The sequence below is a fragment of the Kitasatospora sp. NPDC085464 genome, assembly GCF_044541955.1.
Classification (GTDB): Bacteria; Actinomycetota; Actinomycetes; order Streptomycetales; family Streptomycetaceae; genus Kitasatospora.
In genome coordinates this window covers 20,983-44,804 of record NZ_JBITTM010000056.1, presented here as the reverse complement: position 1 = coordinate 44,804, position 23,822 = coordinate 20,983, and the positions used below count along the sequence as shown (strand labels likewise).

Here is a 23,822-nt window from a genome sequence, read left to right as displayed (position 1 = left end):
CCTCACCATCCGGCGTCCGGTGCCCCGGCGGGACGCCCCGGAGCTGCGGTCGGTTAGCCGTCCGTGACCTCGATGACGACCTTGCCGCGCCGGTGTTCCTTCTCCAGCGCCTCGTACGCGGCGCGGGTCTGCGCGAGGGGAACGACCCGGTCGACGTGGGGGCGCAGCCGTCCGCTCGTGATCAACTCGCTGATGGAGTCGAGCCCGTCGCGGTCGGGCTCGACGACGAAGAACACGCCGCGTGTGGCAGGGTCCCGGGCCGCGCCGGGGTCGGGCGGTTCGACGATGCCGACCAGGACACCACCGGGGCGCAGCACGGCCCAGGACCGGGTCTGGGTGTCGCCGCCCACCGTGTCGAGGACGACGTCCACGTCGGCCACGTGGTCCTCGAACCGGCCGTCCCGGTAGTCGATGACGTTGCGGGCGCCGAGGCCGGCCACGAAGTCGGCGTCGCGGGCCGAGGCGGTCGCGGTGACCCGGGCGCCCAGGGCGGCCGCGATCTGGACGGCGAACGAGCCGACGCCTCCGGCGCCGCCGTGGACGAGGACGTGCCGGCCCGGCTCCAGGTGGGCGTGGTCGACCAGCGCCTGCCAGGCCGTGAGCGCCGCCAGGGGGACGGCTGCCGCGCTGCGGTGGTCCAGGCGGGCCGGTTTGGCGGCGAGGACCCGGGCCGGCACGGCGACGAACTCGGCGGCGGCCCCGTCCTGCAGGAACGGGATGAGTCCGTACACCGCGGCGCCCAGGGCCGGGGCCGTGACACCGGTTCCGTGCTCGACCACGACGCCGGACACCTCGTGCGCGGGGATGACGGGCGTCCGGTCCCGCCCGGAACCGTCGAAGCTGTCGGTCCAGGTGGCGTCCCAGGTGAGCTCGCCCGCGGTGACCGAGGCGGCCCGGACCGCGACGACGACCTCACCGGGCCCCGGTTCGGGACGCGGCGCGCTCTCGTGGACCAGCTGCTCGGGGCCGCCGCGCCGGTGGGCGCGTACCGCACGCATCGTGCTCATCGGGCCATCGCCCTCGCTTCCGTGGCACGGGCGGGGCCGTTCCGAAGGCCCGCGCCGCCAGGACCAGCATCACAGGCAGCACCGCGCCCGGCATCGGCCGTTCCAGGGATCTTCGCCCGGCCGGCCCGGACCTCCTCCGGGACCGCACTACCCCGGGCTGCCCGCTGGCAGGCGCTGCGTGATCCGGTCGAGCAGGTCCGTCAGCGGCTCGCTGACGTCCCGACCGAACTCGGACAGCCCGTAGGTGACCTGGGGCGGCGTGGTCGGCTCCACCTCCCGCCGGAGCAGGCCGTCCTGGACCAGCGCGCGCAGGGTCTGGGTGAGCATCTTCTCGCTGATGCCCCGGATGCTGTCGCGCAGTTCGTGGAACCGAAGGTCGTTGCTCCGCAGGGAGATCAGCACCCACACCCCCCACTTGCTGGTCACGTGGTCGACCATGCCGCGCGCTGGGCAGTCGGTGTGAAACACCTCATACCGCTCGCCCGCCCCGGCCTGCTTCAGCTGCGCACCTTCCCTCATGTTCGGAGCTTACCTTTCGGTATGTTCTTACGAAAAGTAAGCCCGACTCCTAGCGTCAGCTGCCTCAGCACACAACCGACGAGGAGCTGAACATGATCGTGGTGACCGGGGCTACCGGAAACGTGGGCCGGCCTCTGACGCAGGCCCTGGCCGAGGCGGGCGAGCAGGTGACGGCGGTGTCGCGGCACGCGGTGCCGGTGCCGGACGGCGTCCGGCACGTGGCGGCCGACCTGGCCGACCCGACGAGCCTGACACCCGCGTTGGACGCGGCGCGGGCGCTGTTCCTGCTGCTGTCCGGCGACCTGCAAGCCCCCGGAGCCAGGCCGGCCGACATCATCGCCCTGGCCGCGGCCCGCGGGGTCCGCCGGATCGTCCTGCTGTCCTCACAGGGCGTGGCGACCAGGCCGCTCGGCCCGTCGCGGGTCGCGATGCGCGCGGTGGAGGACGCGTTGCGGGACTCCGGCCCGGACTGGACCGTCCTGCGCCCGGGCGGCTTCGCCTCCAACGCCCTGGCCTGGGCGGAGTCCGTCCGCGCACAGGGGACGGTCGCCGCGCCCTTCGGCGACGTCGGGGTGCCGGTCATCGACCCGGCGGACATCGCCGCGGTCGCGGCGGCCTGCCTGCTGGACGAGCGGCACACCGGCAGGGTGTACGAGCTGACCGGGCCGAAGGTGATCACTCCGCGCCAGCAGGCGGAGGCGATCGCCGCCGCACTCGGCTCCCCCGTACGGTTCCACGAACTCACCCGCGGCGAGGCCAAGGCCATGATGACCCGGCACGTACCGGCGGAACTCGCCGACGACACCCTGGACATCGTCTCCGCCCCGAACCCGGCCGAACTGCGGATCAGCCCGGACGCGGAACGAGTCCTCGGCCGCGCCCCGCGCCCCTTCGACGACTGGGTCGCCCGCAACATCGCCGCGTTCCGCTGAGGCGCAGCACCACCGCACCACCCGGGCAGCCTCGTGCGACTGCGGCCGCACGAGGCTGCCGGCCGGGTGCGCCCGCGTGGGGGATGCCACTACTCGACGTCCGCCGGCACCGCCTCCGAACCCGGGCAACAGACGGTGTCCTCATCGGCGATCACCTCAAGGCAGCCCCCGCAGTGCCACGCCGTCTCGGGCTCGACGGGCCCGGACACGGTCACCTCGTTGTCACGCACCATCAGCTGCCAGGTGTCCCAGGACTCCTCGCCCTGTGCGTCGATCACCCCGTTGAGCACGTGGTCGAAGGTGAACTCCTCGAACCCGGGCTCGCCTTGGGCATGGGCGCCGGGCTTCAGGAAGTGGTCGACCAGGTAGCGCATCCACTCGGCGGAGGCGTAGAACTTCTCCTGCCGGTTCCATTCGATCGCGGCCCCGTCATCGGTCGGTTCCCAACTGCACCACAGGCCGGGCTGCCCCGCCGGGGGCGTGTTGAACTCGCGGATGTCCGCATCATGGCCCTGTCCCGCGTAGCCGGTGCCGTCGACGAAGTAGGGACCGTTGTCACGGTCCATGCGCCTGGTGCCGGCGAACCTCCGCAGGTAGCCGATCTCCTGTTCGTTGAGCGGCGGTTCCACCGCGATCCGACCGGTGAACTCCGTGGTGTATCCCATGCCCGGCAGGGTAGCCACACCGTCCGACACCGCAGGCCCCACGCCGGAGCGGTGAGAGTCGGCCCGGGACTTCGGCGTCGAGTCCGCGGACTTCGCGTCCTGGATCGAATCGCTCCGTCCTGACACGTTCCGCTGAGAACGGGCCCGTCCCTGCTGCTCGGTGCGTTTCACGGCGTCGGAGTGCGGCGCCCGTCAGACCGGGGCCTTCTGGGTGGGCTCGCCCACTTCCCGCTCTTCGGCGATCGTGGGTATGGAGGCCAGGGCCTCGGCGGGGCGGCCCTGTCTGATCAGCATCTCGGCCAGGTCGAGGTCGGCCAGGTAGTGGGTGGAGGAGCGGAGGAGCGCGAGGCATCATGATCTCGGCAGTGGCCCACTCGGCGGCCCGCCAGCCGACGTCCGTGAACGGCTCCAGCAGTGCCGGCGCCCGCTCGAACTCCGCGGCGGCGCACAGCTCCCGCGCCGCCGCCTGCGCGCAGTTCCAGTCACCGCGCTCCTGTGCCGCCCGGATCAGCAGGTCCGACTGCCCCAGGTCGAGGAAGGTCTGCACCATCCGCGGCGAGACGCCGCCGTGATTGCGCGCCTGCCACACAAGATCGTCGACGTTCATGCGGGCATCCTACGAACCGCCACCGACAAGTCACCCCAGGCCGTCCCGGCCCGCCGGCCGCCCGGCCGAGCCGGGGCCGGGCGGTCAGTCCCCCTGGGACCAGGCGGCGGTCGGCATCGACAGGTAGACGCCGAAGTCGACGAGTCCGGTCGCGGCGCGCAGGTGCGCGTGGAGCGTGTCCATGCGCTCCTGGCGGTTGGTTTCCCTGGCCGCGGTCCACTTCGACTTGATCTCGATCACCACCGGCAGGCCGCTGCGGTCCAGCGGGCTCAGCGCCCGGAAGCGGATCTCGACGTCCCCGGGCTGCAGATCGCCGTCGTACGGCTCCTCGGGGCACTCCACGGCCAGGGACACCAGGTGCGGCAGCACCGAGCCCAGCTCGCGCAGGAGGGTTTCGGGCACCGTGGGCGCGTAGGTCACTTCGACGAGCGGCATGCTCCGCACCCTAACCTCCGCGTCGGGCTGCTGTCAGGGGCGGCGGTGCTGTCAGGGGCGGGCGGTGCCGTCAGGGGTGGCGACGGTCAACGCCGAGGACGGCCTTCAGCGTTCGCGCGGTGGCGCGCGGGAAGGCGGTGTTCCCGTTGTGGCCGCCGGGGAGGACCACCGGCTCCGTGCCCAGCAGCTCGGCCAGCGCCAGCGCGCAGCGGTAGGTGTGCACCGTCGGCCGGGTGGTCTCGCCGGTCGCCGGGACGATCCGGGTGGCGCCGGCGGTCGCCGCGGCGCGGGCGATCTCCGCCGGTCCGAAGCGGTCCGTGGTGACGGCGGTGAACTCCGTGGCGATGAAGAACCCGAAGTCGGCCAGCCGACGGGGCGTCATGGGCTGCGGGGTGAGGCCGTCCTCGGCCGGGTCGTGGGCCGGGTCGATCCCGAGGTGGCGGGCGATCGCCGGGAAGGCGGCCGCCATGCCGCCCTCGGCGTGGACCTTCTGGATGTGCAGCAGTTCTCCGGTGTGTTCGGCCCGTTCGCCGGCCGGCAGCAGGTTCGGTGCGACGGGCTCGTGGGCGATGAGCGTGTCCAGTGCGCCCGGGTGGCGGGCGGCGACCTGGAGGCCGATCGCGGCGCCCATGCTGAACCCGGCCATCAGGGCCGGCCCGTCGGTGACCACGGCGAGCAGCCGGGCGACGTCGTCGGCGTGGTCGGCCATGGTGACGGGGGCGGCCGGGTCGTCGAGGACGCTGCGGGACAGGCCCCTGCGGTCGTAGGTGACCACGGTGAAGGTGTCGGCCAGGTGCGGGACGTCGCCCGCCTGGTCGAGACGGGCTCCGTCGCCACCGAACCCGACCCGGCCGACCGCCGCCGCCGGCTCGTCCACCCGGCCGCGCACCCGTCCGCCCGGGTCGCGGAGGTCCGCGCCACCACCATCGACGACGCCCTCACCGCGGCCCTCACCGCCCCCGACGGCACCGCCCCGGACCCCCAGCTGTTCCACGAGGTGGCGACCGCCCTCGACACCCTGGCCCGCCACCTCACCCCCGCCGCCGCCCGCTCCCGCTAGGGCCGCGGCTGGCCGAGCCAGCGGGTCGCGGCGTGCCGGAAGGCTTCCGGGTCGGCGTGGTCGTCCGCCCACGCCACGATGCCGTCCGGCCGGACGAACAGGGCGGTGAATCCCAGGTCGTCGCGTACCGGTCCGGCCGCGTAGCGGATCCGGCCCGCCCAGCCGTCGGCCGCGGTCCGCAGCGCACGGTCAGGGCTGAAGTCCAGGAGCACGCCCCGGCCCTGGCGCAGCAGTTCACCGAGGTGGGTGCCGTCCCGGAAGCGGAAGTCGGGGGCGCTGCGGCCGACGAGCGGCTGCTCGCTGCCGAGGTCGTAGCGGTGGAACAGTCCCGAGGTCTGCCGGTGCACGTGGGTGACCCCGTCGGGGGTGCTCATCAGGTCGAGGAGCAGCTTGCGCAGGGCGGGGGCGTTGGGGCCCGGCTCCATGGCGGCGACCTGGGCGCGGGACCAGTCGAGGACGGCGGCGCCGACGGGGTGCCGCTCGGCGGTGTAGGTGTCGAGCAGGCCCTCGGGCGCGGTGCCGTGGACGGTGGCGGCGAGCTTCCAGCCGAGGTTGACGGCGTCGCCGATGCCGAGGTTGAGGCCCTGGCCGCCGAGCGGTGCGTGGATGTGCGCGGCGTCACCGGCGAGCAGGACGCGGCCCTTCCGGTAGCCGGTGACCTGCATGGCGCGGTCGGTGAAGCTGGAGGCCAGCTCGACGTCGGTCAGCGTCACGTCGGTGCCGGAGACGCGGCGCAGGACCGCTTGGAGGTGCTCGCGGGTCAGCGGCCGGGAGCGGTCGAAGGTGCCGCCGTCGAAGTCGTTCATGCCCAGGTGGCCCTCGAAGGGCGTGCGCAGGTACATGCCGGTCGGCGTCAGGTTGAAGCCGAGCGGCAGCTGCTCGGGGTCGGCGAAGGTGACCTTGGCGGCGTAGCCGGTGAACAGCGGGTCGGTGCCGACGAAGTCGAAGCCCGCGAGCACGCGCACCGCGCTGCGCCCGCCGTCGCAGCCCACCAGCCAGCGCCCGCGGTACTCCTGTCCGCCGGCGGTGGCGGTCGCGCCGTCGTCGTCCTGCGTCACGGCGGTGACGGGAACACCCCGGACGATCTCCACGCCGAGCGAGGCGGCCCGCCGGGCGAGCACCGTCGAGACGGCTTCCAGGCTCGTCATGAACCCTTCCGTCGCCGGGCCGGGCAGCCGGAAGGGCAGAGCGGACACGTCGATGCCACCCGCGTCCAGGCCCATGCCCGCGAAGTGGGACACGCTGCGGGGAGCGGGCGGTCCACTCGCGTCGGGGTCCGCTCCGACCGCCTTCCCGTCGACGCCGGAGGCCTCCGTCATCGCTTCGAGCAGGCCGCGGCGGTGGAGCGTCTCGGCCGAGCCGGCGTTCAGGCCGCGCAGGCCGAGCGGGAGCGCCTTCAGCGGCGAGGTGGGTTCCCGGTCCCGTTCGATGGTCAGGACCGAGCAGCCGGACAGGGCCAGTTCGCCGGCCAGGAACAGGCCGACCGGGCCGGCGCCGACGATCACTATGTCGTGCATGAGCAATCTCCCTTCGGGGAAGTCCAGTTGGCCGCCCGGCCCGACCCAGCCAGCCCGGTTCGACCCCGCCCGGCCCCGCCCGACCCGGTGGAGCGGGGTCAGCGCAGGCGGATGAGGCCGTCGAGGACGACGGCGATGCCGGTGAGGAACTGCTCGCGGTCGTCGTGCTCCCTCATCTGGCCCGCGATGGCGTGCATGAACGGGTGGGACTCGGCGTCGAGGCCCTGCCACGCCTGCGAGGCCGCATCGAAGAACTCCTCGCGGTCCGCACCGGGGTCGACGCCCGAGGTGTCCCCTTCGACGCGGGCGTTCTGGCTGATCGCGCCGAGGATGTAGTGCACGAGCGTCGAGGCGGCGTCGAACCAACGGGCTCGGGGAACGCCCAGGGCGCCCACCGGCCGGCCGAGCCGTTCGAAGATCCCCACCGTCACCGGGCCGACGGGGTTGCGGATGATCTGGAGGGTCAACCGCGTGGCGAGCCAGTGGTGTTCGGTGACGGCGTCGAACAGGGCCAGTGCGACGACGCGGATCTCGTCCTCGGGTCCGGCCTGCGCCCCGGCGGGCCTGGTCGCCAGAGCCGCGGTGATGACGGTCTCCGTCGCCGTGTCCAGCAGTTCGTCCCGGTTACCGACGTGGTAGTAGATCGCCCCTGACCCGGTGGCCAGACGGTCGGTCATCGCCCGGACGGTCAGGGCGCCTTCGCCGCCGGCATCGAGGAGGTCGATCGCGGTGTCGATGATCTGCTCCCGGGAGAGCACCTGGTTACGCCGCTGGGTCCGGCGCGCTCGTGTCGGCATGCCTCGAATATGACACGGTTGGATCGCTGCACCAAATTAGATCGCTGCACCAACTTGGAGCAACGTTCCATTGTGGAAGCGGCTCACCTCTGGGCCCGGCAAGCCCACACGGGTGGCCACAGCTTCAACGGATCGCGGAGCACGACGAGTTCGGCGGCGAGACCACCGCGGTCGACAGCCCCAACCCCCCGCTGCGCCTGGCCCTCGGCACCCCCAGCGCCACCGGCATGCGCACCGCCCTGGAGGCCCGCACCGCGGACCTGGACGACTGGAACGGCGTGACCGTCGCCGTCGACAGGTAACCGCAGGTCCCGCAGGGGGCCTCGGCGCCGACAGCCGAGGCCCCCGCGGCGACGCGGTCCGCCCACCCGGGGGGTGAAGGTCGGCCCCGACGGCCGGCGTCGTGCCGCGACGGGCGCCACCCGGGCGCCTGCTCCGGTGCGCCGGCGGGTGGCCCTGTGGAACGATGCCGGGATGCTGACCACCGATGAATGGGACTGCATCCGCCGGGACCTCCGCTTCGGGCAGCGCTTCCAGGGGACGGTGACCCTCGTTCCGAACCCGGGCGCCATCGGCGTCTTCGTCGACATCGGCCTCCCGGTCGGCGGCTTCGTGGACTGCCGTCTGCTGCCGGTGGAAGCCGACCGCTGGCCGGCCGTGGGGACGGTCACGGAGTTCGAGCTGTGGTGGGCGGACGAGCGGCAGCAGGTCCGCCTCAAGGCGGTGGATCCTCAGTTCGTGACCGGTGACTTCGACGAGTACCTGGCGAGGTGGCGGCCGGGCTGGCCCGACGAACGCGGCCGGGCGGTCCCGTAGCGAGCGTGCCGGTGCCCGGCCGTGTCCGTGTCCGTGTCCGTGTCCGTACGGAGGCGGCCTGAGCGGAAGGACGAACATGACGAGCCCGCGTGGCCGCGTCGCCGCCCTGCTGGGAGCCGTCGCGGTGGCCGCCGGCACCACCCTGGCCACTCCCGCCCTCCCGGCGGCCGCCGAACCGGCCCGCGTCGGCGGCGGGATCACCGGGCAGGCGCCCTGCCCGGACGCGCCCGAGTTCACCTGCGGGACCCTCACCGTCCCGCTCGACCACAGCGGTGCCACCCCCGGCACCCTCGACCTCGTGGTTGCCGTCACCGGCAACGCCAAGGCGCCCAAGGGCGACCTGCTGTTCCTCACCGGCGGCCCCGGCCAGCCCGGTGTCCCGTCGATGAAGCGGATCGCGAGCAAGCTCGAACCCGTCCTCAGGGACTACCGCCTGGTCATGTACGACCAGCGCGGCACCGGGGGCGGCGCGCTCCAGTGCCCGGGGCTCCAGGAGGACATGGGCTCCTCCGACCTCGCCGTGCCGCGCCGGCAGTCCATCGCCGACTGCGCCGCCGCCCTCGGCCCCAACGCCCGCTACTACGGCACCGCGGACACCGTCGCCGACATCGACCTGCTGCGCCACGCCCTCGGCGACCGGCGCCTCACCCTCGACGGCGTCTCCTACGGCACCGTCGTCGCCAAGCGCTACGCCCTCGCGTACCCGGCCCACGTGGCCCGCCTGGTGCTCGACTCGGTGGCCCCGCCACAGGGCTTCGACCCCCTCGACCTGGCCGCACTGCCCGCCACCGCCCGCGTCCTTCGGGCCGCCTGCCGGGCCACCGGCTGCACCACCGACCCGGCCGCCGACCTCGCCGCCACCGTCCGGCGGTACGGCAACGGGACGCAGATCCTGAACGCGCTCACCGGCTACCAATTCATCGACCCGGACTACGGCGGCGTCCCGGAGATCCTGCACGAGGCCGCCGCCGGGCAGCCCGCGAAGCTCCAGGAGTTCTTCGCGGTCATCCACCGGGAGGTCGACTCCGCCTCGGCCGAGGAACTCAGCCAGGGGCTGCACTCCGCCGCCCTGTGTGCCGACTCGCACTTCCCGTGGGGCACCACCGACACCCCCGTCGCGGGGCGCGCGGCGGCGCTGGAGCGCACCCGGCAGCGGCTGACCGCCGAGCAGACCTGGCCGTACGACGCCGCGACCGCCACCGGGCTCGGCAGCCTGCTGGTCTGCCTGGACTGGCCCAGCGAGCCGGTACCGCCCATCCCGCCGGCACACCGCAAGCTGCCCGACGTGCCGGTCCTGCTGCTCGGCGGGGACCGCGACCTGGCCACGCCGTACGAATGGCTGTACCAGCAGGCAGAGTTGGCACACGACCCGACGATCGTGATCGTGTCCGGGGCGGCGCACTCGGTGCAGAACCGGGCGGCGAACCCGGCCGGACGGCAGGCGGTCTACGACTTCCTGCTCAAGTAGGCGGGCGCAGCGATCACCGCCGAGGCCGACTCCCTCGTCCTGCCCCTGCTCTCCGGCCGGCGACGACGCCCGGGCCTTGACGGCTTCTCGCTCGCCCGAACCCTCTGCACCTGGGCTCACCAGGTGCTCGGCTCAGTGCCGGCCGACGCCTTGGCCGTCGAGGTAGTCGATCAGCGCGGCCTCCTTGCGCAGCAACCGTTCGCGGTCATCGGCCGACAGCGACGCAAGCGCGTCGATCAAGACCCGCTTGCGGTGAATGTGGACCATGGTGCCCGAGTAGATCCGGCACCCCGAGCACCAGCCGAACGCGATACACCGCTCGAAGCCGGAGGACTCGGGCGGATGCACGCGGTACTGGTACGAACGGACCGGCTCCCGGCACACCGTGCAGACCGCGCGTTCACCGTCGCGAACGCACCAGCCGGTTGCGCCCCTTCGCCAGGACTTGCGTCCGGCCGGTGCTCTTCAAGTCGCCATGGCGATCATTCTGCCTCCTCGTGCTCTCGGGAGACAGGGAGATCAGTCGTGACGCCTTCTCCAGCGCCGGGCCGGGACCGCCCCACCACGGGTCCGGACGCACCGGACGCAGACAGGCCGGTCCCGGGAGCGCACATGTGTTCCCGGGACCGGCCGGTGGGAGGCCCCAGGGCCGAACCACCGTGGCGGCCGGGCCGAGGATCAGCCGGGCCGAGAGTCAGCCCGGCCGAAGGTCAGCCGAACCGCCGGATCTTCCCGGCGTAGACCGCCTGGCTCCGCCGGGACATGACCGTCAGTCGGTGGGACGCCCCAAGGACGCGCGCCCGATCGGCCGCCACCCCCTCCAGCAGTCCGGCCGCCTCCGCGTACCGCCCGGCCTCGCCCAGGTTGTACGCGTGGTTGTGCCGGGCGGTCAGCGTGTGCGGATGATCGCGGCCCAGCACGCGCGCCCGATCGGCCGCCACCGCCCCCAGCAGCACCGCCGCGTCGGCGCGCCGCCCCGCCTCACCCAGGTAGTAGGCGTGGTTGTGCCGGGCCGTCAGCGTGCGCGGATGATCGCGGCCCAGCACGCGCGCCCGGTCCGCCGCCACCCCCTCCAACAGGCCCGCTGCCTCCTGGAACCACCCCGCCTCGCCCAGGTTGTACGCATGGTTGTGCCGGGCGTTGACGGTGTCCGGATGGTCGGCGCCCAGCACGCGGGCCCGGTCCGCCGCCACCCGCTCCAGCAGCGCCGCCGCCTCCCCGTGGCGGCCCTCCCGGGCCGTGGCGTTGGCCAGGTCGTAGGCGGCGGTCAGCTCTCCGGCCGTGGGCAGACGACCGTCGACGGCGGTGGCGAGCCTGGTGTCGGTGACGGGCGGGGCGGCGTACGCGGTGACCGGCCGGTGGTGGGTGACGCCCCCGAGCGCCTCGGCGACCGCGAGCGCCGACGCGGGGCGCCCGTCCGGGCTCTTCGCCAGGAGCTGGAGCAGTAACCGGTCGAGGCCGCCGGGCAGGTCGGGCCGGTGCTGCCGCGGCGGAACCGGCGCCTCGTCGACGTGGGCGGCCGCGAGGACGTGCGGATGCCTCCGCGTGCCGAACGGCGGTGCACCGGTGAGGATTTCGTACAGCACACAACCGAGCGCGTACAGGTCCGCGCGGCCGTCGACGCTCTCGCCCATGGCCTGCTCGGGGGCCATGTAGGCGGCGGTGCCGATCATGTGACCGTCGGCGGTCAGCTGGGTGTGGTCCCCCTGCAGGTAGGCGGCGATGCCGAAGTCGAGGACGACGACGGCCTCCGTGCCGTCGGCACGTCGGGTCAGGAAGAGGTTGGCCGGCTTGATGTCGCGGTGCACGACACCCTCGTGGTGCGCCGCGGCCAGCGCCCGGCAGACCTGCACGCCCCAGTCCACGACCTGCCCGACTCCCGCGCGCTGACCGGACTTCAGCACCGCGTCGAGCGACCGCCCGGGCAGGAGGTCCATGACCACGAACGGCACGGACCGCCCGGCGTCCTGGTGGGTCCCGCAGTCGTGGACACCCACGATGTTCGGATGGCGGAGCCGCGCGGTGATCCGCACCTCCCGCTCGAAGCGCGCCTGCGCCGCGGCGCCGTCCTCACCGTCGAAGCGCGGCAGGACGAGCTTGACGGCAACGTCCCGCTCCAGCCGGACGTCATGGGCACTCCACACCGCACCCATGCCGCCCGCGCCGAGAAGCTCGGCCATCCGGTAGCGCTCGCCGACCAGCACGCCCTGCATCGGACCCCCCGCCCCTTGTGAGATCGGGTAAACAGTAGGGCATCCGCGCAGCTTTCGAGACCACATGGCTCGGCTCGCGGACACCGGACGTGCCCCGGCCGGGGCACCTCTCGACCTGCCATCGGGTGGGAGACCCCGTCCGAGAAGCCTGCGCGTCCGATGGCGTTCCCCTGGCGATGGGCCGGCGTCAGCCGGTCACCACGGGCACGCCGTCCGGGCGGCCGTCGAGCAGCGACGCGATGTGGTCCGCGCACCGGATCGCCGCCGTCGCCATGGCGCCCCTGGTCATCCCGGCGACATGCGGCGTCAGCAGGGCGTTCGGCAGACCGAAGAGCGGCGAGGCGAAGGCGGCGTGCTCGTGCTCGAAGGTGTCGACGGCTGCCGCCAGGAGCGGGTGTGCCGGGTCGCGCAAGGCGTCGGCCAGTGCCTGTTCGTCGACGATCCCGCCCCGGGCGGTGTTCAGCAGGACCGACCCTGGCCGCATGACTGCCAGCTCATCCCGACCGATCATCGCCCGGGTCTGCGGGGTGAGCGGAAGGTGCAGGGAGACCACGTCACTGGTGGCGAGCAGCGCGTCGAGGGACTCGGCACGGGGGACGGAGCTCCCGGTCGGGCGCCGTGAGAGGCCCTGGACCGCCATGCCCAGGGCGGCGGCTCGTTCGGCCAGCGCCAGGCCGATCCGGCCCAACCCGACGACGCCCAGGGTCAGTTCCGACAGCTCCACTGCGGGGGCGGCCGGTGTGGTCCAACGGCTCCGGTGCGCGGCCTCGTTGTGTGCCGGAAGGTTCCGGGTGAGGGCGAGGAGCTGAGCCAGGGCGAACTCGGCGACGGCGTTCGCGTTGGAGCCCGGGGTGTGGGTGACAACGACGCCGTGGCGGACGGCGGCGGCCAGCTCGACATGATCGGTGCCCGCCCCGGCCCGGCCGACCACCCGAAGCCGGTTGGCCAGCGTGGGGTCGGTGGCTGCCGTGAGGAATGCTGCGCGCAGCGGAACGCCTCCGCGGGACTTGACCGCGTGATAGCCGACCCCGTCCCGGACGGTCTCGGCGATCAACGTCGGCTCGTCGAAGGCGTCGAAATCGGCAAAGTCCACGCGGCCGTCCCAGGTGGCCCGGGCCTCGGCTTTGTCGGTCACCCGCCGGAGGTTCAACGTGACGGCCAGGCCATGGCCCAGCAGACGTTGCAACTCCCGGTCGAGCAGCTCGCCGGGAGCCGCGTCCGGCAGGAGGACCCGGATTCGTTCCATGTGATGACCCCCTGCACCGGACCCGAACCCTACTGCGCTTCAGCAGCAGATCTTCGTAACGCCTGTGAATCGGACCCGCCTCGGTGGTGCCGGCCTGGTCGATCCCGCGCCTACTGGCCACGCCTCGGAGCGCCGGTTCCGTTGAGATGTTCCCCTGCCCCCTTCCTGCGGCGGGCCTGACCGGCCGCCCCGGGGTGGCGATGTGCCGGGTGCCGCCGGGACGGGACTCCGGGGCGTGCGGTCCCCAGCGGGGGTGTCAGGAAGCGTGCGACTTCTGAAGGAGTCATCGTGAAACACCCTCCTCGCCTGTCCCGAGCCACGATCCTTGTGCTGGGCGCAGCCGCTGTCCGGGGTGGGCCTGCCCGTGGCCGGTTGCGCCTGCCTTCCGCCGGGCGCTGTACCGAAGGCACCCGGGCTCGGCAATGACGGCCCGGCCGGCACGGTTCATTCGCCCGCGGTGTCCTCGGCCTCCCAGCGAAGCAGGTCGCCCGGCTGGCACCCGAGCACTTCGCAGAGCGCGGCGAGCGTCGCGAAGCGCACCGCCTTGGCGCGGCCGTTCTTGAGTACTGCCAGGTTGGCGGGCGTGATCCCCACGCGGTCGGCGAGTTCGCCCACGGACATCTTCCGCTTGGCCAGCATCACGTCGATGTCGACGGCGATCGGCATCAGATGACCTCGTCCAGCTCGGCCTGCATCAGCGCCGCTTCGGCATCGCGGGCGACGGCCTGGGCGAGCAGCATCCGCAGCACGAGCACGATGAGCGCAACTCCCAGGATGGCCACGGCGATCCCGCCCATGATGAGGGTGACGCCCGGGTCGTCCCGCTGACCGGGCGCGTTCACGGCCGTGACCGCCAGCCACAGGACAGCGATCGAAGCGATCGCGCCGATGATGACGTCCACGTACCGGAAGGCGGCGTGGGAGAACACGGTTCCGCGTCGCACCATCGTCACCAGTCGCCAGACGCAGACCATGGTGACCTGGGCCGCCCCGATGCCCAGGATCGTGATCACGCGCAGCGGGGTCAGCGGGATCGACCCGTCCTCCGGGTCACTCCCGGTGACCAACGTCCACACCATCAATGCCTGCACGAACACGGTGCCCGTGAGCACCACCACGAGCACGGCGCGCAGCGCGCGTACTGCCAGCTTTCCCATGACCCATCCTTGCATCGATTTACGATGGAAAGCTATCGAATATCGATAGGCAAGGCAAGGCCGCGGGCTCCACCGCGGCCCAGCGGCCGAACCGGGCGTGCACAGTCTCGGCGGGCACCGCCACCGGACACGCGGAGGGCCCGGACCGGTGAACCGGTCCGGGCCCTCGTCTGCCCTGGCGGGCGGCGGCGGAGGTGCGAACGAGCCCACGCATCAGACCGGGGCGCTGAATGTCCCCTCCTCGTTCGGCGGGCTACTCGGGCATCACCCCGTGGATGCGCGAGATGGTGAACACGCGCTCGTCGTCCCGCAGGTGGCACCAGGCGCGGAGGTAGGGGGCATCCAGTTCGAGCTCGCTGAGGGTGCGGACCGTCGCGTTGCCCGAGGTCGCGACGTACTCGATCGTGATGGTCCGGCCGTCGTTGACGGCATGGGCCAGCTGGCGGACGTCGGTGAAGGGTAGATTGCGCGCGTACCCGGCGATGATCTCCTCGGTGTCGCTGTCGTAGGGGCGACCGTCCCAAGGGTCGGGCTCCGGGATGTCCTGCGGGGCGCCCCGGAGCCGGGTGGCGAGGGCGCGCAGATCGACGGGCGCTCCCGCGTTCGCGGTGCGGGCGTCCGTCCGCTGCGTGCGGGACCTGCCGCCGGGCAGGCGCGGGGACGGAACGGGGCTCGCCGCGCGGTGGTGCTGGGCCCGTTCGATCCGCACGGTCCCGTCGGGTTTCTCGGCGACGGGGGCGTAGCCCGCGGACCGCAGTGCCGTGAGCGTCTTGTCCAGTGGGGTGCGGCTGATCAGCACCGTCGGTGCCAGCAGCCGCAGGCCGAGCTGGGTGAGCTTGCGGTGCGCGGCCAGTTCGGCGAGGAGGGCGGGCTCCTCGCCGTGGATCACACAGGCCGCGGAGACGACGCGCATCCGACCGTGGCTGCGCGCGGTGTCGTGGATCAGGTACGAGAGCGGCTGGGGAAGCGGTTCGACGGCGATGGCGGCCAGGTCAGCGGTGAGGCCTGCGGGGGTGAGGCCGGCGTCGAGGGCACGGCGGACGCTTCCCGGGCTGAACCGCCACACGGACGCCGCACCGGCGGTCTCCCGGTCCGCGACGGAGTCCAGCAGTGCGAGGATGCGGGCCGACGGCGTGCCGGCGACCACGGCCGTGAGATCGCTGCCGAAACGGGCGGTTCCGCTGGCGGCGGGCAGCAGTCGCCGGCAGGCGTCGGTCAGGGCTTCGGCGTCCTCGGCGAGCAGGGCGGCCCCGATCGGGGACACGGCTCCGAGGGCGAGTGCGCCGAGCAGTTCCGCCTCCCGGATCAGGGTGGCGAACGGCATGGTGTCCTGGGGGAGTTCGTCGGCGAGCGGGCGGAGCCACGCGAGTAGCACCCCCAGGTCCGCCGAGTTCGCCGCGCCTTCGCTGGCGGGGAGCTGCGACGCGGCTGTGAGCAGCCCGTGCCGGGCCTGCACGCAGCCTCCGCAGGGCGCTGCCCCGGCGAGCGCCGGCAGAGCCTTCCCGTCTTCGTCGCGGCTCCCGCCGGGGGCCAGCGGGAGCGCCCACCACGCCCGGAGCAGCACGGCGAGCTGGGCGGCCGGTTCCTGCTCGGCCCAGTTGTCGTAGGACGCGGTCGCCGCGACCCGGTCGCCGTCCCGGGCCAGCAGTCCGGCCGCGCTCGCCGTCTCCAGCACGAGGCGTACCAGGATCTCGTCGCACCGCGCCGCTTTGCCGATCCTGGCCAGCTCGCGGGCGCCGACCCCGCCGGCCTTGAGCCGGGCCGGTGGGGCGGCGGCGCACACCCCGAGGACGGACACGGCGTGGGCGGCGAACGCCATCAAGGCGGCTGCGGCTTCCCGGTCGACGTCCGAGACGGTGGCGGGCACCGACCGTACGCCGGGCGGGACGGGTGTGAACGGGGCGTGCCAGTCGGAGCCGCGCAGCGTGAGTGCCACCTCCGCGGGCATGCGGGCCGGCCCGTACCGGTGCTGGTCCCGGATCAGCAGCCCCCGCTCCACCGCCCATTGTTCGCCGGGCTTGGAGTCGGTCCGCGGAGCCCCGAACATGATGAAGCCCGGTTGCTCCGGAACCTCATGCGCCCGCCGTTCAAGGAGCTTCCGAGTGGCTGCGGGCGCCTTGGCCACCAGTGCGGCGACCCGAGCCGGATCGCTGTGGTGGTCGATCAGTGCCGCCAGTCGCATCTCTTTCCTGTTGGCGGCAGGTTTGACGTCGAGTTTCGCCAACATGCGGCCCAGTGCGTCAGAGTTCGAGCCCGAGAGCAGTCGCGCGAGCGGCGCGTCGAGCCCCAGCGGCGCGTCCCACGCGTTCCGCAGCGGCGCCGCCATGTGCAGCAGGCCGTTGCCGTCGGGCCACACCAGAGCGCGATCGGCCAGCGTCTCCAGGACGGCATCCAACCCGTGGGCGCGGTCACCGTGCGTCGCGTCGAGGAGGCCCGCCAGATCGTCCCGTGACACGCCCGTCAGCGCGGCGACGGCCTCCGCCACCTGCAGGCACGGCAGCGCGAGGCGAGGCAGGGCCAGGGCCACTGACGCCGGGCGCTGGAGGCGGTCCGCCAGTTCGCCGACCGACCGCGGTTCCGGAGCCGACACGGCGTCCGGGCGCGCAGCCAGGACCCGCTCCAACCCGGCCGTGTCCAGACCGCGCAGCCACGCGGCCAGTGCCGATCCGCTCTTCTTGCTGATGGTGCACCTCACCACATAGGAGGACATCACGCCCTGCCGGAGTCGGCCGAGAGCACAAGGATGACGTACCGACGGGGGTGAGTGTGACGAGGGCCCGGACCGCAGAGCGGTCCGGGCCCTCGTTCGCCATGGCGGGCGGGGGCGGCGGGTAACGAGATTCGAACTCGTGAGGGGTCGCCCCAACACACTTTCCAATTCGCCTCGACGCTGTTCGCGGGGGTCCATACCAGTTCTGACCTGCGGCGGAGCGAGCCGCTGGACGGCAGTCAGATCTGGCCGGACGGGGGTGAACGAGACCAAGTCTGAGACCACAGCTGAGTGCGCTGGTTCAGTAGCGGCGGATCGGTAGCTCCTCAACGGGGTCTTGGAGGCGGGCGACACACCAGGGCTCCCCCGCCAGCAGTGTCGACGGCGTGGACCCGTGGTGACGCTGCATTCGCACGACACGGATGGATAGCCACTGCGACGGGCCGAGCGCGGGGAGTTGGAGATCACTGATCAGCTGATCATCGTGGTGGGTTAGAAGCAGAATTCCCTGAGAAGTGAGTCGATCGCGGCTTTCACGGGCTCGGCGCTCTCCATGAATAACAGACCGGGCAAGGGCAACAATGGTTTGTCGGTCGATCGGGCTCCCCTGGACCGAGCGGAACAGCCTCTCTATCCGGACTTGGGCGTTCTTATGGGACGTGATGTTCTCCAGGGTGGCAGCTGGCAGGTCAGCCATTACGCTGATCGGCAGCTTGGCCTCGCGGTGCAGCCAGCGAACAGCCGACACTCCTGTGGCACTTGGGTGACGCTTGCCGTCACGGTTGCCGGAAGGGCCCAGGTGCTCAGGAGTTGCCCGCACGATCCCCATATTCCAGTGGCGACCTTCTTCGCCCACTTCGACCAAGAGGCAGATCTGATTCATCGCGCTTGCCGGGATACCCCACCCCTGGATTGTGCTGAAGCAGTAGCGGACTTGGACGCCTGCGACGAGGAAGTCGGTGGGGTGACCGTCTGGGAAGTCGAATTCGTTTTGAATCAGGTTGGCAGTGATGGCGTGAAGAGATGACCGCTCCAGAGCGGAGATCTGGCCGAGGTGGAAGCGGCCGGTGCGGGGCCCGTCGATCACTCTGTGCATGGCTTCTACCAAGATGGCGGCCATCCGTAGGCCAACTGGGTCCTGCCGCTCCAGCTCGTGGATCACTGCATGGAAGTCGGTGTCCTCAGAGGCCTTGGTAGAGCGAGTGAAGGTAGCGCCGAGCAGGGCGGCGTTGTCGTCGTGCGGCATCCCCCACAGCCGGGGCCCGCCGGTCAACCGTTGCTCGGTCGGGGCGACCTGTGCGGAGCGGGGCACCGGTCCGTAGGTCGTGCTGGCCATGCCGAGGTGCTGCCAGAGCTCGGCTGCCAGCTCGTCCAGGCGCCGGCAGCGGTAGTGGGCCAGGGCCAGGCCGAGGAGGATGAAGCCGCGGTTGATGTAGCGGTGTCCGGCTCCTGGTTCGGCAATCAGGTCCTCGCCGCAGATCAGTTCGGCGAGCGGCTCGGGGCGGTTGCGGTACTGGTCGAGGCGGGTGTCGGCCCGCAGGCCGGAGGTGTGGGCCAGGACCTGGCGAACCGTCATCTGGCCTCCGGGTGCCTCGGTCGGGATGCCGGTCAGCAGCTCGCGGATCGGGGTGTCCAGGGTGAAGCCATCCATGAGGGAGGTGCCGACCAGCGGCCAGGTGGCCAGAACCTTGGTCAGCGAGGCCACGTCGTACACCGTGCCCGGCCCCGGCCGGGCGTCGCCGCACTCGGGGGCGACGACGCCGGAGGCCAGGTAACCGGGCTCGGAGTCGAACGTGCCGTGGGCGATGACCCCGCCGGGCACGGTGCCGTCTGCGGTCATCAGGTCCAGGCACTCGCGCAGGTCGGCGAGCGCGTTCGGGGTCCACGGCACGGTGTTGCTCACGGCTACTCCTGGTCGATCGTCAGGTGGGCACCGAGCGCGGCCAACTTCGGCAGCAGGCTGCCGTATCCGCGCCGCAGGTGATACATCTCCCTCGGATCGTAGAGGTGCCCTCGGCGGCCAAGGCGGCGATCACGAGAGCGGTCACCCCCCGGCTGTCCTCCCCGGCCACATCGGCGCCAGCGAGGGCGGACCGGCCCCGGACGGTGATCACCGAGCCGCTCGCGTTGACGGCGGCGCCGAACGAGGCCAGGGCCGGCAGGTGGGTGTCGCGCTGGGTGTAGATCCGCTCGTCGATGCGGGAGGCGCCCTCGGCCTGGGTGAGGAAAGCGGTCAGCTGGGGCTGCACATCGGTCGGGAAGCCCGGGTGTGGGCCGGTGGCCATCTGTACCGGTCGCGGTCCGGCCGGGGTGCTGACGGCCGTTCCGCCGTCCAGCGGGTCGAGCTGGATTCCGGCGTCGGCGAACACCGACACCAGCCCGTCCGGGAACGCGGCTGGCGGGAAGCCGTCCAGGTGGACGGTGCCGCCGGTGATGGCGGCGGCCAGCGCGAGGGTGGCGGCCTCCAGCCGGTCCGGCGGGACGGTGAACACCCCGCCCCGGATGTGGTCGGTGCCGGTGACGTTCAGTGCCGTCCTGCCGCGCCACTCGATGCCGACGCCGGCCTGCGAGAGCAGGGCGGCGGTTTGGGTGACCTCGGGCTCCACACTGGGGTTGAGGATCGCGGAGGTGCCCGGGGTTCGGGCGGCCAGCAGCATCGCGATGACCGTCGCGCCCAGGCTCGGCCCCCACGAGCGGGTCTCGGCGTCGGTGATGAACGGAAGCCGTTTGCCGGTGAAGCGGGCCCGCACCCGGCCCCGGCTCACCTCGACCTCGGCCCCGGCGGCTTCCATCGCGGCCAGATGCCGGTCGATGTAGCGGGCGCAGAAGGCGTCCCCGCCGCGGGTGGGGAAGGTGACCTTGCCGGTGCCTGCCAGCAGGGCGCCGCCCATCACCGCGGTGGTGCGGATGCGCCGCCCGAGGTCGTCCGGGATGACGGGGAAGTAGGAGTCGGCCGGGCGGGTGGCGAACTCGTCTCCGGTCACGGCGGCGCGGATGCCGTGCAGTGCAGACGACCAGGGGAAGCGAGGAGCGGCAACTGCTTCAACAGGCAGTCGAGTTGACGGTCGACTGCCTGGCCGGTCGACCCTGCGCTCCCCCGCCCACCGTCGCGGACGCGACTCGGGACCGACAGGTCCGATCAGCCGATCGGTGGTGCGAGGTACTCCAGCGCGTAGCCGTGGCCGTCGCCGTCGCCGGACGGGGTCACGCGGGCGATCCCGGGTGAGTCGAGGTGGGCGCCGGCTACGAAGTGGTCGGGTCGGGTCAGTCGTTCGAGGAGGGCCGCCCGCGCGTCGCGCGCCTGGGACTGGTCTCCGTCGAACTCCCAGGCCACGTTCGGCTGATCGAACTGGAGGGTGGGGACGTGGACGGTGTCGCCCCAGACGAGAAGGTGCCCGGTGCCGCTTCTGACGTCGTAGACGGTGTGACCGGGAGTGTGGCCCGGTGTCGGGATCGCGGTGGTCCAGTCGTTGATCGCGACCTTCCCCGACACGGGTACGACCCGGTCGCGGATCGGATCGAGCCGCCCCGTGAACACCGAGGCGTCGCCGGCGCCGATCCACACGCGTTCGAGGCCGGCGAACGCTTCCGAGCCGTCCGGAGCGATCAGTCCACTCACGTGGTCCTCGTGCCGGTGGGTGATGGCCACATCGGTGATGCGCGCGCGGTCGACTCCCGCTTCGTCGAGCGCGTCGTAGATCAGTCCCACGGTGGGGTCGGGCCAGACGTCGGACGCGCCGGTGTCGACGAGAACCGACCGCGTGCCGTCGGTGACGAAGAAGGCGTTGACCGACAGCCGCAGGTTGTCACCGGCCAGCGGGACCGCGGGCGGCAGCACGTCGAGCGTGCGCCCGTCCTCGCCGCGGAGCCGTGTCGGCGGCATGTCGATGTACCCGTCTCGCAGCGAGGTCACCTGCAGGTCGCCGAATTCGAACGTGGCGTGGTGCCGGCCACACGAGATCAAACGCATGGAACCCCTCCGTCATGTCGGGCGCACATCGTGCGTCTCCGATAGGAGATCAGATCTTCTTTAGAAGAACACTACACTGTGGGCAGCGCAGTACCCATCGATCGAGGAGCACGGTGGTCGAGCAAGACGGAACCGCGGCCGAACCGCAGCACGGTGACGACCTGGCCGGTGCGTTCGGCGGCAACGTGCGGCGGCGCCGCGAGGAGGCGGGCCTGACGCTGGAGCAGCTGTCCGAACGGTCGTCGGTCAGCCGGGCGATGCTGTCCAAGGTCGAACGCGGCGAGAAGAGCCCGACGATCGGCGTCGCGTCCAGGATCGCCCACGCGCTCGACGCGTCGCTCTCGGACCTGATCGGTGCGCCGGCGGCCGCCGCACCCGGTGTGGCCCTCGTCATGCGCAAGACCGATCGCCCCGTCTTCCGTGACCCGGAGACCGGCTTCGAGCGACACATGGTGTCAGCGGCCCCGGGCGCGGGACGAGCCGAGATGGTCGTCCACCACCTCCCCCCGCACGTCTCCACCGGGCTGCTGCCCGCGTACCCGCCGGGTGTGGAGAAGCAACTCGTGGTACTCGAAGGCACCGTGACCGTCGCGATCGGCGGCATCAGCGAGACCCTGAACACGGGCGACTCCCTGTACTTCCGGGCCGACGCGGACCACGGCTTCGCCAACCCTACGAACGCCCCCTGCGAATACATCCTGGTCATCTCGCGCAGAACCTGATCGGCGGCGGTGTGCGAGCCTGAACGAACCCGGCCCAAGCCTCCGCAGTGACCTTGAACCTGACCCTGACCCTGACCCTGACCCTGACCCTGACGCCTGCCGCCGAATGCCGGAGGAGTGCCCGGCCACCTGCCGGGACGGCCGACCGGAACGCGGAACCCCCGGTCCGCTTCCCGCGGGATCGCGGAGCTCAGAAGCTGTAGCCCTTCCCGCAGAAAGTGGCGGTGACCTTGTGCGGCTCGAAGTCCGGGAGCACCGAGTGGAGGTTGGTCACCTCCGGCACGATGAGCAGCAGGTCGATGACGAGCGCGATGATCAGCAGCGGCATGAGGGGCCGCGCCATGGCGTTCCGCCCCCGCACCGCGGCCCACAGCAGCGCGGCGAGGAAGGGCGCGGCGAGTATGCCGATGGCAGGACCGGCCCATGCGGCGACCTGTGCGGACACGGGTATCGCGGGGGTGGGGACGCACACCAGTCCGCCGACGTAGTGGCCGTGGGCCCAGAACGCGTAGACGGTGCAGGCCAGTCCGACCGGAACGGCCAGGATCGCCGTGGTGGTGAAGAGCGGCCACCGGTCGTCCGAGGACGAGCGAGCCGGAACGGTGGTGGAGTTGTGAGCCATCTGACCAGTGCCAATCGGGATCGGGTTGCTTGGGCCCCAACCTAGACTCTCGGCGGCCGCCCCGATCATCTCCCCCGACAAGCCACGGGTCTCGTGATCGGACCCTGCGCCTTCCTGAGCCGAAACCCCCAACTGACCGGCCGCACCCGCGCCTTCGTATCGTGTACGCCATGGCGAATGAAGCGGAGCCGGCATCGCGCCGCACCGACAGGCACGGCAACAGGTCGGACTCGGCCACGAACGGCACCGCCTCCCGCCAGGACACGTGCAGCTGCTTCGACCAGCGGCGGGTGAGCAACCGGCGGCGGGTGAGCTTCCGCCATGAGCGTCAGGACACCTCCTCACCCGCCTGGCAGCACCTCCTGGCGCTGATCGAGGAGGCCGCCGCGGACGGGCGGGAGGTGTTTCGACCACTGATGGAGATGAGCCCCGAGGATCGGCGCCAGATCGTCACCCTGCCGCCCAGCATCGCCAAGCTCACGGCCGTCAAGCAGTTCACCCTCTACGGCAGCAACCTCGTTCGGATCCCTGCGGAGATCGGCGCCATGAGCAGCCTGCAGGAGTTCACCCCGTACACGTCGTACCGGCTGCACTGGTTCCCGTACGAGATGACCAGGTGCCCGAACCTGAAGCGCAGCACGGTGAGCACGTGGGCGGCGAAGGACCCCGGACAGTTCACCATCGGTCTGCTGCTCGGTCCGGGCGCCCGCGACCGCACGCTGGACCTGTCCGCGCCACTCGGACCGCAGGGCGTCGCGGTGGAGATCGAGGGCCCGGACGGCCTGGTCGGCGGGGCCCACGGCCTCCCGATCACGCGCGACGACGACACCCCGTCCGCCGCCGGCGGCACCGTCCACGTCGGACCCGAGGGCGGCGCATCCGTCCAGCTGACCCTCCCGGCCGGGGCCCTGTGCCCGGGCTTCGACGGCTTCGCCGTCCAGCAACGCCTGATGTCGCCGACCGACTCGCGCAACACCATCATCGGCCAGCCGCCCTACCGGCTCACGGTCTCCATCTCCGATCCGGCGATCGGCGCACTACGGCGCCAGGTGGGCTCGACGGTGCCGGGCGACGTGCTGGCGACCGACAACCGGATGCCTCACTGACCGGAGCCACCGGAGAAGAGATCCGACGACGCTGAACCGGGTCCGGCGGTACGGCGGTACGGCAGTTCGGCGGTCTGCTGGGCCTCCAGCCGAGCACGCACCCGTCGGCGGTGGGCAGCGCGGCGGTCGGGCGGCTCCGTCCGGTGCAGTAACGGGCCACGGACGGGGCCGCGGACGGGGCCGCCACGTCGAGGAGGGCTGTCGGCGTGGCCTGCTTGACCCGTCGGGTCGGGCCCCGCAGAGTCGGGTGCGG

The 23,822-nt window shown here is 72.2% G+C and carries 24 protein-coding genes; 7 read left to right on the top strand and 17 right to left on the bottom strand.

Annotated elements, in window-relative coordinates; all coding sequences use genetic code 11:
* Positions 1–53: 53 nt before the first annotated feature.
* Both ACIGG8_RS36015 and ACIGG8_RS36010 read right to left on the bottom strand, forming a co-directional pair.
* Complete coding sequence (locus tag ACIGG8_RS36015; RefSeq protein WP_396552839.1) at positions 54–1,007, bottom strand: NADP-dependent oxidoreductase; 954 nt, start codon at positions 1,005–1,007, stop codon at positions 54–56.
* 147 nt (positions 1,008–1,154) lie between these two features.
* Positions 1,155–1,526, bottom strand: coding sequence for a winged helix-turn-helix transcriptional regulator (locus ACIGG8_RS36010; protein WP_396552838.1), 372 nt, complete (start codon positions 1,524–1,526; stop codon positions 1,155–1,157).
* A 92-nt stretch (positions 1,527–1,618) separates the two neighbouring features.
* Between ACIGG8_RS36010 and ACIGG8_RS36005 the strand changes: the two genes are divergently transcribed.
* The gene (locus ACIGG8_RS36005) at positions 1,619–2,458 is read left to right on the top strand and encodes an SDR family oxidoreductase (protein ID WP_396552837.1); all 840 of its coding nucleotides are present in this window, start codon (positions 1,619–1,621) and stop codon (positions 2,456–2,458) included.
* An 89-nt stretch (positions 2,459–2,547) separates the two neighbouring features.
* On the opposite strand, the gene ACIGG8_RS36000 is transcribed toward ACIGG8_RS36005, so the two are convergent.
* Positions 2,548–3,123 (bottom strand): hypothetical protein, encoded by a 576-nt coding sequence (locus ACIGG8_RS36000; protein WP_396552836.1) that lies wholly within the window; start codon positions 3,121–3,123, stop codon positions 2,548–2,550.
* Between the two features lie 353 nt (positions 3,124–3,476).
* Between ACIGG8_RS36000 and ACIGG8_RS35995 the strand changes: the two genes are divergently transcribed.
* Positions 3,477–3,695, top strand: coding sequence for a hypothetical protein (locus ACIGG8_RS35995; RefSeq protein ID WP_396552835.1), 219 nt, complete (start codon positions 3,477–3,479; stop codon positions 3,693–3,695).
* A 119-nt stretch (positions 3,696–3,814) separates the two neighbouring features.
* Here the strand turns inward: ACIGG8_RS35995 and ACIGG8_RS35990 are convergent, their stop codons facing one another.
* Together ACIGG8_RS35990 and ACIGG8_RS35985 are read right to left on the bottom strand one after the other, a co-directional pair.
* Positions 3,815–4,165 carry a hypothetical protein gene (locus ACIGG8_RS35990; protein WP_396552834.1) on the bottom strand — a complete coding sequence of 117 codons (351 nt, stop codon included), beginning with the start codon at positions 4,163–4,165 and terminating at the stop codon, positions 3,815–3,817.
* A gap of 70 nt (positions 4,166–4,235) precedes the next feature.
* Entirely contained in the window at positions 4,236–4,940 is a 705-nt protein-coding gene (locus ACIGG8_RS35985) for an alpha/beta fold hydrolase (RefSeq protein ID WP_396552833.1), read from the bottom strand.
* An 18-nt stretch (positions 4,941–4,958) separates the two neighbouring features.
* On the opposite strand from ACIGG8_RS35985, the gene ACIGG8_RS35980 reads away from it, so the two are divergent.
* Positions 4,959–5,225 carry a hypothetical protein gene (locus tag ACIGG8_RS35980; RefSeq protein WP_396552832.1) on the top strand — a complete coding sequence of 89 codons (267 nt, stop codon included), beginning with the start codon at positions 4,959–4,961 and terminating at the stop codon, positions 5,223–5,225.
* On the opposite strand, the gene ACIGG8_RS35975 is transcribed toward ACIGG8_RS35980, so the two are convergent.
* Both ACIGG8_RS35975 and ACIGG8_RS35970 read right to left on the bottom strand, forming a co-directional pair.
* Complete coding sequence (locus ACIGG8_RS35975; protein WP_396552831.1) at positions 5,222–6,742, bottom strand: FAD-dependent oxidoreductase; 1,521 nt, start codon at positions 6,740–6,742, stop codon at positions 5,222–5,224. The genes ACIGG8_RS35980 and ACIGG8_RS35975 overlap by 4 nt on opposite strands.
* Before the next feature lie 98 nt (positions 6,743–6,840).
* Entirely contained in the window at positions 6,841–7,539 is a 699-nt protein-coding gene (locus tag ACIGG8_RS35970) for a TetR/AcrR family transcriptional regulator (RefSeq protein WP_396552830.1), read from the bottom strand.
* A 474-nt stretch (positions 7,540–8,013) separates the two neighbouring features.
* Here ACIGG8_RS35970 and ACIGG8_RS35965 point away from each other — a divergent pair, with 474 nt between their 5' ends.
* Together ACIGG8_RS35965 and ACIGG8_RS35960 are read left to right on the top strand one after the other, a co-directional pair.
* The gene (locus tag ACIGG8_RS35965) at positions 8,014–8,355 is read left to right on the top strand and encodes a hypothetical protein (protein ID WP_396552829.1); all 342 of its coding nucleotides are present in this window, start codon (positions 8,014–8,016) and stop codon (positions 8,353–8,355) included.
* A 76-nt stretch (positions 8,356–8,431) separates the two neighbouring features.
* The gene (locus tag ACIGG8_RS35960; protein WP_396552828.1) at positions 8,432–9,823 is read left to right on the top strand and encodes an alpha/beta fold hydrolase; all 1,392 of its coding nucleotides are present in this window, start codon (positions 8,432–8,434) and stop codon (positions 9,821–9,823) included.
* A gap of 132 nt (positions 9,824–9,955) precedes the next feature.
* Here the strand turns inward: ACIGG8_RS35960 and ACIGG8_RS35955 are convergent, their stop codons facing one another.
* From ACIGG8_RS35955 to ACIGG8_RS35915, 9 genes are all read right to left on the bottom strand, one after another.
* Positions 9,956–10,171, bottom strand: coding sequence for a hypothetical protein (locus ACIGG8_RS35955; RefSeq protein ID WP_396552827.1), 216 nt, complete (start codon positions 10,169–10,171; stop codon positions 9,956–9,958).
* Between the two features lie 362 nt (positions 10,172–10,533).
* On the bottom strand, positions 10,534–12,036 hold the full coding sequence (locus ACIGG8_RS35950) for a protein kinase (protein WP_396552826.1): 1,503 nt from the start codon (positions 12,034–12,036) through the stop codon (positions 10,534–10,536).
* A 187-nt stretch (positions 12,037–12,223) separates the two neighbouring features.
* Entirely contained in the window at positions 12,224–13,282 is a 1,059-nt protein-coding gene (locus tag ACIGG8_RS35945; protein WP_396552825.1) for an NAD(P)-dependent oxidoreductase, read from the bottom strand.
* Between the two features lie 444 nt (positions 13,283–13,726).
* Entirely contained in the window at positions 13,727–13,948 is a 222-nt protein-coding gene (locus ACIGG8_RS35940; RefSeq protein WP_396552824.1) for a helix-turn-helix domain-containing protein, read from the bottom strand.
* Positions 13,948–14,439, bottom strand: coding sequence for a DUF2975 domain-containing protein (locus ACIGG8_RS35935; protein ID WP_396552823.1), 492 nt, complete (start codon positions 14,437–14,439; stop codon positions 13,948–13,950). Before ACIGG8_RS35935 ends, ACIGG8_RS35940 begins: the two co-directional genes overlap by 1 nt.
* Before the next feature lie 253 nt (positions 14,440–14,692).
* Positions 14,693–17,134, bottom strand: a complete 2,442-nt coding sequence (locus tag ACIGG8_RS35930) for a helicase C-terminal domain-containing protein (protein ID WP_396552822.1) — start codon at positions 17,132–17,134, stop codon at positions 14,693–14,695.
* Positions 17,135–17,450: 316 nt separating this feature from the next.
* Positions 17,451–19,052, bottom strand: coding sequence for a NaeI family type II restriction endonuclease (locus ACIGG8_RS35925; RefSeq protein ID WP_396552821.1), 1,602 nt, complete (start codon positions 19,050–19,052; stop codon positions 17,451–17,453).
* Between the two features lie 19 nt (positions 19,053–19,071).
* Positions 19,072–20,133 carry a hypothetical protein gene (locus ACIGG8_RS35920; RefSeq protein WP_396552820.1) on the bottom strand — a complete coding sequence of 354 codons (1,062 nt, stop codon included), beginning with the start codon at positions 20,131–20,133 and terminating at the stop codon, positions 19,072–19,074.
* A 155-nt stretch (positions 20,134–20,288) separates the two neighbouring features.
* Complete coding sequence (locus ACIGG8_RS35915) at positions 20,289–21,119, bottom strand: MBL fold metallo-hydrolase (protein WP_396552819.1); 831 nt, start codon at positions 21,117–21,119, stop codon at positions 20,289–20,291.
* A gap of 113 nt (positions 21,120–21,232) precedes the next feature.
* Here ACIGG8_RS35915 and ACIGG8_RS35910 point away from each other — a divergent pair, with 113 nt between their 5' ends.
* A complete protein-coding gene (locus ACIGG8_RS35910) occupies positions 21,233–21,841 on the top strand; it encodes a helix-turn-helix domain-containing protein (RefSeq protein WP_396552818.1) in 609 nt (202 codons plus the stop codon).
* Between the two features lie 190 nt (positions 21,842–22,031).
* Here ACIGG8_RS35910 and ACIGG8_RS35905 read toward each other — a convergent pair whose 3' ends face one another.
* Positions 22,032–22,463, bottom strand: coding sequence for a hypothetical protein (locus ACIGG8_RS35905; protein ID WP_396552817.1), 432 nt, complete (start codon positions 22,461–22,463; stop codon positions 22,032–22,034).
* 170 nt (positions 22,464–22,633) lie between these two features.
* On the opposite strand from ACIGG8_RS35905, the gene ACIGG8_RS35900 reads away from it, so the two are divergent.
* The gene (locus ACIGG8_RS35900) at positions 22,634–23,569 is read left to right on the top strand and encodes a hypothetical protein (RefSeq protein ID WP_396552816.1); all 936 of its coding nucleotides are present in this window, start codon (positions 22,634–22,636) and stop codon (positions 23,567–23,569) included.
* Positions 23,570–23,822: the final 253 nt, after the last annotated feature.